The sequence below is a fragment of the Asticcacaulis sp. genome (assembly GCF_020217185.1).
Taxonomy (GTDB): Bacteria; Pseudomonadota; Alphaproteobacteria; order Caulobacterales; family Caulobacteraceae; genus Asticcacaulis.
On sequence record NZ_JAIWNX010000153.1, the window covers coordinates 1 to 10000 of the forward strand.

The 10000-nt window shown below is 63.6% G+C and carries 10 protein-coding genes and 1 pseudogene; 1 reads left to right on the forward strand and 10 read right to left on the reverse strand.

Going from position 1 to position 10000, the window contains the following annotated elements; translation table 11 throughout:
* The 5 genes and pseudogenes from hisH to LDL37_RS07570 all read right to left on the reverse strand — a co-directional run.
* Window positions 1–263, reverse strand: a pseudogene (gene hisH / locus LDL37_RS07550) (imidazole glycerol phosphate synthase subunit HisH); the annotation flags it as partial.
* Complete coding sequence (gene hisB / locus LDL37_RS07555) at window positions 260–1762, reverse strand: imidazoleglycerol-phosphate dehydratase HisB (protein ID WP_290796200.1); 1503 nt, start codon at window positions 1760–1762, stop codon at window positions 260–262. The pseudogene hisH and the gene hisB, both read right to left, overlap by 4 nt.
* Before the next feature lie 95 nt (window positions 1763–1857).
* The gene (gene hisD, locus LDL37_RS07560; RefSeq protein WP_290796201.1) at window positions 1858–3168 is read right to left on the reverse strand and encodes a histidinol dehydrogenase; all 1311 of its coding nucleotides are present in this window, start codon (window positions 3166–3168) and stop codon (window positions 1858–1860) included.
* A gap of 54 nt (window positions 3169–3222) precedes the next feature.
* A complete protein-coding gene (gene hisG, locus LDL37_RS07565; RefSeq protein WP_126421115.1) occupies window positions 3223–4110 on the reverse strand; it encodes an ATP phosphoribosyltransferase in 888 nt (295 codons plus the stop codon).
* Window positions 4111–4116: 6 nt separating this feature from the next.
* Window positions 4117–4437: a YerC/YecD family TrpR-related protein gene (locus LDL37_RS07570; RefSeq protein ID WP_290796203.1), complete on the reverse strand. Its 321-nt coding sequence runs from the start codon at window positions 4435–4437 to the stop codon at window positions 4117–4119.
* A 160-nt stretch (window positions 4438–4597) separates the two neighbouring features.
* Here LDL37_RS07570 and LDL37_RS07575 point away from each other — a divergent pair, with 160 nt between their 5' ends.
* Complete coding sequence (locus LDL37_RS07575; protein ID WP_290796204.1) at window positions 4598–6064, forward strand: S41 family peptidase; 1467 nt, start codon at window positions 4598–4600, stop codon at window positions 6062–6064.
* Here the strand turns inward: LDL37_RS07575 and LDL37_RS07580 are convergent.
* From LDL37_RS07580 to LDL37_RS07600, 5 genes are all read right to left on the reverse strand, one after another.
* Entirely contained in the window at window positions 6051–7292 is a 1242-nt protein-coding gene (locus LDL37_RS07580) for an Hsp70 family protein (RefSeq protein WP_290796205.1), read from the reverse strand. The genes LDL37_RS07575 and LDL37_RS07580 overlap by 14 nt on opposite strands.
* A 255-nt stretch (window positions 7293–7547) precedes the next feature.
* Complete coding sequence (locus LDL37_RS07585) at window positions 7548–7856, reverse strand: hypothetical protein (protein ID WP_290796206.1); 309 nt, start codon at window positions 7854–7856, stop codon at window positions 7548–7550.
* Window positions 7856–8548, reverse strand: a complete 693-nt coding sequence (locus tag LDL37_RS07590; protein ID WP_290796208.1) for a hypothetical protein — start codon at window positions 8546–8548, stop codon at window positions 7856–7858. Before LDL37_RS07590 ends, LDL37_RS07585 begins: the two co-directional genes overlap by 1 nt.
* A 14-nt stretch (window positions 8549–8562) precedes the next feature.
* On the reverse strand, window positions 8563–9372 hold the full coding sequence (locus LDL37_RS07595; RefSeq protein ID WP_290796209.1) for a TPM domain-containing protein: 810 nt from the start codon (window positions 9370–9372) through the stop codon (window positions 8563–8565).
* Window positions 9373–9395: 23 nt separating this feature from the next.
* On the reverse strand, window positions 9396–9995 hold the full coding sequence (locus LDL37_RS07600; protein WP_290796212.1) for a LemA family protein: 600 nt from the start codon (window positions 9993–9995) through the stop codon (window positions 9396–9398).
* Window positions 9996–10000 lie beyond the last annotated feature (5 nt).

A 10000-nucleotide genomic window follows, 5' to 3' on the forward strand; every position in this document is an offset into this window, starting at 1 on the left:
GAGCTGTCGAACAGCAGTTGCTGCCCCAGACAGACGCCCATCAGCGGCTGGGTCAGGCCGCGGATCGTGTCATAAAGCCCCAGCTCATGGATGCGGCTCATCACAAAGCCCGCCGCGCCGACGCCGGGCAACACCACGCGATCGGCGGCCCGGATTTCGGCGGCATCCGACGACAGTACGGCCTCAGCGCCCAGACGTTCCAGCGCGAACAGGACCGAGGCGGTATTGGCGCAGCCTAATTCTATGACAACCACCTGACTCATGCGAGCATCCCCTTGGTCGAGGGCAAGGCGTCGCCTTCGATGCGCGTCGCCATCCGCAGGGCACGTCCCAGCGCCTTGAAGCAGGCTTCGACCTTGTGGTGGTCGTTTTCGCCCGCGACCTCGACATGGATCGAAGCCCCCAGCGCTTCGGACAGCGAACGGAAGGCGTGACCGGTCATTTCGGTCGGATAGTCGCCGATGTGGCTGGCGTCGAACTCGCCCTTGAACACGCAGAAGGCGCGGCCGGAAATGTCGATTGACACCTTCGCTTCGGTTTCATCCATCGGCAGGACAAAGCCGAAGCGCGCCATGCCGACGCGGTCGCCCAGCGCCTGTTTCAAAGCCTGGCCAAAGGCCAGCATACAGTCTTCGATGGTGTGGTGGCCGTCGATTTCCAGATCGCCCTGACACGACAGTTGCAGCGAGAAGCCGCCGTGTGTCGCCACCTGATCCAGCATATGATCGAAGAAGCCGATGCCGGTGTGAATCTTCACCGGTTTGGGCGTATCAAGATCGACAATGGCCGAAATCTTCGTTTCCTTGGTGTCGCGCAGCACCTCACCGCGCCGCGCCGGACGTCCGGCTTCGATAGTCACACCAAGCGCCGCCAGAATACGGTCATTGTGCGCCTTGTCGCCCAGCGCCATGATCAGGCCCTCATAGGCGTTCTTGGCGGTGATGCCGAACTTTTTGAGCTGGGTCTGGCTGCGGATCAGGTCCTTCGGTTTGATAAACACGAAGGGGCCGTCATTGACGTGGAACTGCACCACGGCGGACGCCTGTTCCAGTGCGTCGCGCAAGCGCGCCTGTTCGCCGCGGATCAGGTCGATGCGCGCCTGCACGCTTAAGGCACGCGACGGGGCCAGAGCGGCTTCGGCGGCGCGGATCGACGGCGTGGGCAGCGGCACCGGCTCACAGAAACGCGTCAGACCGTTCAGCGTCTTGGCCGACGAGATCAGCGCGCCGACCCGTGCGCCCGAAAGCCCGTACAGGAAGGACAGGCTTTTGAGCACGACCACGTTCGATTCGGACTTGGTCAGCTCGATCAGGCTCTGGGCGTCGCAGACGTCGAAATAGCTCTCGTCGATCACCAGCAGGGCGGGGAAGATTTCAACGGCCAGGGTGCGCGCCGCGATCAGGTCCCAGGCCTTGCCGTCCGGCATGGCGGGGTTGTCGATGACGTACATGCCTGCGCCCTTCAGCGTCATCAGCGGCTTGGTCGCCTGTTTCAGCGTCAGGCCATAGGCGTCGGCCAGACTTTGCAGGTGGTATTGCCGCTCCGAATAGCAGGGCTCGGTGAAGACGGCCTCATAGCCATTGACCTTCAGGCGGCGCATCAGGATTTCGGTGGCGTGTGACGCCCCGCGCGTGACCATGAGTTGATAGGGCTCGACGCCATAAAGCTCAGCCATGCGCTCACGCAGCGGCTCCAGCGAGGGCGGCGAGGCTTCGAGGCCGGAACCCTGGGCATTGAGGGCGGTAAAGGGAGACGCGAACATGTTAGACCTCTAACCGGAAATCTGCCGCCCTGCGCTCAGACAGCGAAGCGGTAGCGCAACTTAAAAAGCTGGCGGCAGTGCACAACAGTGTCATTTTAAACCTCCAGCCTGAAATCTGCCGCCAGCGCATGGGCTTCGAGGCCTTCCAGACGCGCCAGACGCGCGGCGGCGGGCGCAATGGTCGCCGCGCCCTGTTTGGTGGCGCGCTGCACCACAAAGCTGGTCAGGAAGGAGCGGATGGTGATGCCGTCCCAGGCCCGCGCCGCGCCGTCGGTGGGCAGGACGTGGCTGGGGCCCGCCGCATAGTCGCCGAAGGTTTCGGCGGCGTAGGTCCCGGCGAACACCGTTCCGGCGGCGGTCAGTTGCGGGATCAGGGCGTCGAGATCGGCGACCTGAAGCGCCAGGTGTTCGGGGCCGTAGAGGTTGGCGACTTCGGCGGCGACCTCAAGGCTATCGACGACGAACAGGCGCGCCTGCTCCAGCGAGGCGCGGGCAATGGCGGCGCGCGGCAGGGTCGCCAGTTGCGCCTCAAGTTCGGCGGCGACGGCGGTGATCAGATCCGCGTCCAGCGTCACCAGCACCACCTGCGCATCGGCGTCGTGTTCGGCCTGTGACAGAAGGTCGGCGGCGATCAGCTTCGCATTGGCCGAGGCATCGGCAATGACCATCAGCTCCGACGGTCCGGCGGGCATGTCGATGGCGATGCCGGAGATGCGCTCTGTGGCGTATCTTTTAGCCTCTGCGACGTACTTGTTGCCCGGTCCGAACAGCTTGTCCGCTGCCGGGACGTCCGGCAACGCGCCCAAAGCCATGGCGGCGATAGCGTGCGCCCCGCCGACGCGCCACACGGCCTCAAGACCGGCAGCGGCCCCGGCGGCGATCATCATGGGGTGCAGCGAGCCGTCCTTGGCTGGCGGGGTGACGCAGACTCTGTTGGGCACACCGGCGACCAGAGCGGGCACGGCGGTCATGATCAGGGTCGAAAACAGCGGCGCCGTGCCACCCGGCACATAGAGGCCTGCGGTCGAGATCGGGCGATAGACGCGCTGAAGCGACAGGCCTTGCGATGGCGCGATGACCGGCCCGGCGGACGGCAGTTCAGCGGCGTGGAAGGCGCGCACGTGTTCGACGGCCAGTTCCATGGCGGCGAGGTCTTCGGCGCTCAGATTGGCGCGCGCCTCATCGACCAGACCGCGCGTCAGTTCGACCCGCACGGGGGCGTGACCGTCCAGCCGTGTTGCCCAGTCCGTGACGGCCGCAAAGCCGCGCGCTTCGACGTCGTCGAAAATGGTCTTCACCGTTTCGAGCACGCGGGCGTCGCGCCGGTTTTCCGGACGGGCAAGGACGGTTTTTTGGGCCGTCTTGCGCTCAGAAGCGCTGAGATCGTTCCAGATAAAGGTCTTCATGGTGCATACCCGCCTGCGATGCCGCAGGCCTAACTAAAAGGGTGTCCGCGACACCTACTTCATCATCTTTTCGATCGGCAGAACGAGGATCGCCGAAGCGCCCGCCGCCTTGAGCTTGTCCAGCGTGTCCCAGAAGACATTTTCCTGACACACCGCATGGACCGCCACCGTGTCTTCGCGCCCGGCCAGCGGCATGATGGTCGGGGCGTCGGCACCGGGAATCAGCTCGATAATCTCGTTCAGATGCTCACGCGGCGCGTTGAGCATCACATATTTGGCCCCGTTCGAGGCCGTGACGCCATCGAAACGGCGCAGCAGCATGTCATAGACGTGCGCCAGATCGGCAGGCGGCGCGTGCGGGGCCTTGATCAGAACGGCTTCGGAGGCCAGCACCAGATCGACGGCCTTCATGCCATTGGCCTCCAGCGTCGCGCCGGTCGAGACGAGGTCGCAGATGGCGTGGGCGATCTTCATGCGCGGGGCCACTTCGACCGCGCCGCGCATTTCGACGATGGTGGCGCTGACGCCCCGGTCCTTTAGCCATTTGCCCAGAATATTGGGGTAGGAGGTGGCGATGCGCTTGCCTTCGAGGCTTTGGGGGCCCTCATAGGTGACGCTGTCCGGCACGGCGATCTTCAGCGTGCACTTGCCGAAGCCGAGGCGCATGACGATGCGCTCTTCGAGGTCATCTTCCGGAAAGTGTTCGGCCAGCACGTTATAGCCGACAATACCGAGTTCAGCGACGCCATCGGCCACAAAGGTCGGGATGTCGTCGTCGCGCACGCGCAGGAGGTCGATGGGCTGGTTCTCGATGCGATACAAAAGCTCATTGGCGCCCTTCATGACGCGCAGGCCCGCGCCGGAAATCAGCTCCAGCGAACGGTCGGCCAGACGGCCGGATTTCTGAACGGCGATACGCAGTCTGAGGGTTTCGGAAGGCATAGGACTTTAGTGACTTTCTTGGTTCAATCGGTCGATCACCAGCCGGTAGCCCTTGTGCGGCATGTCGCGCAGGAAGCGCGCCACACGGGTGACGGTGGTGGTCGATGCCCCCGTCCGTTCCGAGATGTCCCGGTAGGAGAGGGCGTTTTCGTCCAGCAGACGCGCGACCTTAAAGCGTTCGGCAAAGGCCCGGATTTCCGACGGCGTACACAGGTCGTCGAGAAAGGCGCGCACCTCTTCGGGCGTTTTGAGCGTCAGAAGGGCGCGCACCAGCTCCGCCTCATCGGCGGCGAAGGATTGCGGGGTCTTGGCGGGCTTGTCAGTCATGTGTGTTACTGTGTTAGCGCGTTAATACAGAAGCCGGGTGGCGATGGCAAGCCGGTCCTTGCGATTTTGTCGCATTATTTCGGGTAGTCTGGTCCTTCGCCTCTTGGCAATCAACCGGAACGGGATAAGCTGTGGCGTTCATATCCGAACGGGGGAGCGAATGCACCGGATTCTTTTGCTGGCAGGGTTTATCGCAGGCACCGCCTTTGCAGCGCAGGCGCAGGACACAGCGCCCGCCACTCCTGTTGACTGGAAGGCGCGGCTGGAGGCCGATGTGACGGCCTTTCACACCGCCATTATGGACAGCCATCCGGGGCCGGTCGATCCGCTTAACCCCGGCTTTCGCCCGCGTGCCGAGGCCGGCCTGAAACAGGCGCTGCAACGGGCGAAGACGGTTGATAGTCAGGGCGGCTGGTGGTGGGCGCTTCGGGCCTATCAGGCGGCGTTCGATGACGGCCATGTGCAGTTGTGGAGCAGGGGCGACACGCTGACCTTCGGCAACACCTGGCCCGGCTTCCTGACGGCGTGGCGCGGCAAGGCGCAGGTGGTGGCGGCCCGCGAAGAGGGGGCCAATCTGCCGCCTCTGGGGGCGCAACTGATCGATTGTGACGGGACGGCGGCGGACGCGCTGGCGGCCGAGCGCGTCGGCACCTTCCGCGGGCGCTGGTTCCTTGAGTCGCAGCGCGTGACCTTTGGCAGTCTGCTGTTCGTTAACGCCTCCAACCCCTATCTGAAACCGCTTAAAACCTGTCGCTTCAAGGTGGACGGGGCCGTCAAGGCCTTTACTCTCAACTGGAAACCGATCAGCGATGAGGCCCTTGGCACCTATCGCCAGCAGGCCAATCCGCAGGCCGATTATCGCTTTGGCGTGCGCGAAGTCGATGGCGGCTGGTGGATTTCGACCCCCGGCTTCAACGGCAATACGCAGAGCGATGATTTCAAGGCGCTGACGCAGCTGATCGCGCAGATGCAGAGCGATCAGGCGCGCCTTCAGGCCGCGCCGCGGGTCGTGCTGGACCTGCGCGGCAATGGCGGCGGTTCGTCACGATGGAGCTATGAGATGGCGCGCCTTCTCTGGGGAGAAGACTGGCTGAAGGCGCACGAACCGAAGGGGGCGGATGCCACCGAATGGCGGCCGTCCGAGGCTAATATCGCGGCCATAGAAGCCTTCCTGAAGGATCAGCGCGATAATAACGGCAGCCCCGAAGCCATAGCCTGGGCCGGGCGCGCCATTGCCGGCATGAAGGGGGCGCGCGCTGGCGGACTGACCTACTGGCGCGATGCCGATGATGAAACGGCCGGGCGTCCGGCGATGACCGCCACCACCCCGCTCAAGGGGCGCGTCTTCGTGCTGACCGACACCAAATGCGGCTCGGCCTGCCTCGACGCGGTCGATCTGTGGAAGGCGCTCGGCGCGGTGCAGGTCGGACGTGAAACCTCCGCCGACACCCTCTATATGGAGCTGCGCGAACAGGCCCTGACGACGCCGGGCGTGTTTATCGCTATCCCTATGAAGGTCTATCGCGGACGCCCGCGCGGCAATAATGAGCCGCAACGCCCGGCGCATGTGTTCGAAGGGGACATGAGCGACGATGCCGCTCTGCTCACATGGATCAAAGGCTTGTAAAAGCCGCCCGTGCCGCCAGACCCAGACCCGACGCCACCGATGAAAAGCGGTCGCCGTAATTGATGTTGGCAGCCGGGAAGGCGGCCTGCATGGCGGCCTCAAAGCCCGGCATGGCAGTCGAACCGCCGGTCATGAACAGGGTATGGATGGCGTCCGGCTTAAGGCCCGCCTTTTCCACACATAGCAAGGCGGTGGCCACCACCTTGGCCACTTCGCGCGCCGTCGCCGTAATCAGCGTCTCGCGCGTCACGTCCGACACCCAGCCGGCTTCGATATCGTCATAGTCGATGTGCGTGACTTCATTGGCCGACAAAGCGATCTTGGCGGCTTCGATGCGGCTGGCGATGGCGTGGCCCATACGGTCTTCCAGCACCCTGATCAGGCGCTGCGTCAGGTCGCGGCGTTCAGCCAGATGGTGCAGTTCGCGCACGCTGTGCATGACCTTTTGCGTGTACAGGAAGTTGATCAGGTGCCAAGTCGAAAGCTGATGATAGGTCAGGCCCGGCATGTCGAGCCCGCTTTTCAGCTTCGACTTCCAGCCCATATCGACCATAGCCGTATCCATGCTGAGCAGGCGGTCAAAGTCAGTGCCGCCAATATGCACGCCGGTATTGGCGAGAATATCGGAATGGTCCGGTGACAGGCTGAGGACCGAAAAGTCCGACGTGCCGCCGCCGATATCGACCACCAGCACGGTTTCGCGCGCGCTGAGGCGGCTGGCGTAATCGCGGGCGGCGGCCAGAGGTTCGTATTCGAAGCGGATGGTCCTGAAGCCCTGCGACTCGGCAATGCCGCGCAGCTCGTTTTCGGCGCGCTGATCGGCCTCCGCATCGTCATCGACAAAGTGCACAGGACGGCCCAGCACCACGTCTTCGATGCGCTCACCGGCGTGGCGTTCGGCGGCCTGTTTCACGTGCGCGATGTAGAGGCCAATGATCTCACGGAAGTTTTTGCGCTTGGTACCGACCTGCGTGGTTTCACCGATCAGATGGCTGCCCAGCACCGATTTCAGGGCGCGCATCAGGCGGCCCTCATAGCCGTCGAGATATTCGGCAATCGCCTTGCGTCCAAAACTGAGGTGGTCTTCTTCGGTGTTGAAGAAGAGGGCCGAGGGCAGGGTGACGGCATCGCCTTCGACGGGGACAAGCTGCACCTGATCACCGCGCCCGACGCTGACCGCCGAATTGGAGGTGCCGAAGTCTATACCGCAATAGGGACGCAAAGACATGGGAGGTTCCGCCGAAGACACACAAAAGGGCGGCGGTGTGTACACGGGATCAGTGGGGAAGGCCAGTCGCATATTCGCTTCTTCTCTCCTCCCTATGCCAAAGGCATGGGGGGATGGCGACGAACGAAGTGAGTTGACGGAGGGGGGTGGCTCGAACGATCGGCGACTGAGCTTTGGGTTGCCTGTAGCGCCGTCCCCCTCCGTCAGCCCTGCGGGCTGCCACCTCCCCATTGCTTCGCAACAGGGAGGAGAGGGTCACATCAACGACTGCACAAACGCCTTGGCCTCAACCGCCTTGGTCAGCCATAGGTCACGTGACGCGGGTGGCAGACACACCCATTCTTTCATTGGCTTTCCGCCACGCGACAAGTGATGCGCGCCCGTCGCGGCAATCAGCGCATTGACTTCGGCCACAGGCAGTTTCAGCACCAGATAATCGTCCATCAGGAAGGCGAACAGCTTGCCGCCCACCATCAGGCCCTCGGTTTTCAATGCCCGGCCCGTATGTACGGCGGGATCGGTGCTCAGGGCTTCGTAAAGGGGCACAAGTGCGGCGGCCAGCATTATATCTCGATCAGCACATCGGGCGATTCATTGGCATTGGTGGCCCCCGGCGGGAAGTGGGCGCTCAGCACCACGCCGCAACGTTCGACGGCGGCCTCAAAACCCGTGGTCAGGTCGCCCTTTTTGATATGGCTGACCAGTGCGGCGACCGTGGCGTTCCATTCGCTCTTGTCCACGCGCGAATAGATGCCCTCATCCGCAATCACATCGACAAAGCGTTCCTCAAGCGCGCAGAAGATCATCACGCCGGTGCGCGCCTCGGTCAGGTGCAGGCCGCGCGCCAGAAACTGTTCCAGCGCCTTCTTATGGGCGCGGCGGCGCGTGATGAAGCGCGGCGTCAGCCACAGGGTCACCTTTGGCACGCTGACCAGCAGATAGACGGCGGCAAACAGCAGCAATTGCGTCAGGGCGTAAAAGATGATGGCTTCGGCGGCCAGCAATTCGCCGGTGACATTGGGTGCATTCCACCCGGCAAGGGCGCTCAAGACCGGCCCCAGCCAGTCGTGCGGCCACACGCCCAGACCCAGAAAGATCAGCGGCAGGATAAAGGCCGAAGCCGCGGCCCACATCAGCGGCGTTTCCGGGTAGTCGAGCGCCGTTTTCTTGATGACGCATGTGATTTCACCGGCCGTCTGCGTTTCGGCGCGGGCGATGGCGGCATTGATGCGGGCGTGGTCGATGTTCAAAGGCATGTCCGTCTTTCCCTCTACCAGCTACCCGACGAACCGCCGCCGCCGAAACTGCCGCCGCCGCCGCTGAAACCGCCACCACCCCCGCCGCCGCTCCAGCCGCCACCTCCGCCGCCGCGCAGCAGGGCCTCAAGGATGAAGAAGGGCAGCCAGCCACGCCCGAAGATAATCAGAAACAGCACCACGACGATGATGATCCACACGGGGAAGCGCTCCGCCTTGTGCACCGGCTGCTGGGCGACCTGACGCGCCTTTTCGATGGCGGTGCCGCGATCGGCCGAAAGCTGGGCGATGATCTCGTCCGTGCCCTTGACGATGCCGGTCTGATAATCGCCTTCGCGGAAGGCCGGCAGGATGGCATTCTGGATGATCACGGACGAATAGGCGTCGGTAATGACCGGTTCGAGACCGTAGCCGACCTCGATACGCACCTTGCGCTCATTGGGCGCAACGATCAGCAGGACGCCATTGTTTTTGAACTGACCGCCCGCTTCGGACTCGACGCCCGTGGTGGCTTTCGCTTCTTTCTGGCCGATGCCCCAGGTGCGCCCCAGTTGATAGCCGTAATCGGCAATGTCATAGCCCTGAAGGCTGTTGACCGTGACGACGACGACCTGATCCGTGGTGGCGTTTTCGAGGCCCGCCAGCTTGGCGGTCAGGTCCGCCTCGACTTCGGGCGTCAGAAGTTCGGCCTGATCGACCACGCGCCCGGTTAGCTTCGGGAAGTCGGGTGCCGCGAAGGCCGCGGAGGCCCACAGTGTCAGACAGACGAAGAGAAAGGCCGTCCATGCGGTCCTGATCCGCAAGGCGGAGGCGGGGAGAGACATGCGACGGCCTTCCGTTCAGGCGTTTACTTGGAGGTTTCGGCGTTATTCAGGCCTGAAAAGTCCACCGTCGGGGCCTTGTCGGCGCCCGGCGCGGCCTTGAAATATTCCATCGGCTTGGCGCCCGAATGGATCGTCCCGGCCAGAATGTTCTGCGGGAATGAACGAAGGGTGGTGTTGTAGGTCTGGGCCGCGGCATTGAAGTCGCGGCGCGCGATGGAGATGCGGTTTTCCGCGCCTTCAAGCTGCGACATCAGGGTGGTGAAATTCTGCTGGCTCCTGAGGTCCGGATAGCGTTCCACAACGACCATCAGGCGGCCCAGTGCCGAAGACATGCCGTCCTGCGCCTGCTGGAACTGCTGGAACTTGGCCGGGTCAGTAATGGTCGAGGCATCGACCGTGACGCTGGTGGCCTTGGCGCGCGCTTCGACCACTTCGGTCAGGGTGCCGCGTTCGGCAATGGCCGCGCCCTGCACCGTGGCGACCAGATTCGGCACCAGATCGTTGCGGCGCTGATAGGCGTCCTGCACGTCAGAGAAGGCGCGTTTGGCGTTTTCTTCCTGAGTCGGGATGCGGTTGACGTCGCAGGCCGTCAGGCTCACGGCGGCGGCCGCGACGGCAAACAGACCCA

Bases quoted from the DNA above. Each gene is read 5' to 3' on its own strand.
- LDL37_RS07570 (WP_290796203.1), bottom strand. From the start codon at position 4,437: ATGACTGACAAGCCCGCCAAGACCCCGCAATCCTTCGCCGCCGATGAG.
- hisB (WP_290796200.1), bottom strand. From the start codon at position 1,762: ATGTTCGCGTCTCCCTTTACCGCCCTCAATGCCCAGGGTTCCGGCCTC.
- hisD (WP_290796201.1), bottom strand. From the start codon at position 3,168: ATGAAGACCTTTATCTGGAACGATCTCAGCGCTTCTGAGCGCAAGACG.
- hisG (WP_126421115.1), bottom strand. From the start codon at position 4,110: ATGCCTTCCGAAACCCTCAGACTGCGTATCGCCGTTCAGAAATCCGGC.
- LDL37_RS07585 (WP_290796206.1), bottom strand. From the start codon at position 7,856: ATGCTGGCCGCCGCACTTGTGCCCCTTTACGAAGCCCTGAGCACCGAT.
- LDL37_RS07595 (WP_290796209.1), bottom strand. From the start codon at position 9,372: ATGTCTCTCCCCGCCTCCGCCTTGCGGATCAGGACCGCATGGACGGCC.
- LDL37_RS07580 (WP_290796205.1), bottom strand. From the start codon at position 7,292: ATGTCTTTGCGTCCCTATTGCGGTATAGACTTCGGCACCTCCAATTCG.
- LDL37_RS07575 (WP_290796204.1), top strand. From the start codon at position 4,598: ATGCACCGGATTCTTTTGCTGGCAGGGTTTATCGCAGGCACCGCCTTT.
- LDL37_RS07590 (WP_290796208.1), bottom strand. From the start codon at position 8,548: ATGCCTTTGAACATCGACCACGCCCGCATCAATGCCGCCATCGCCCGC.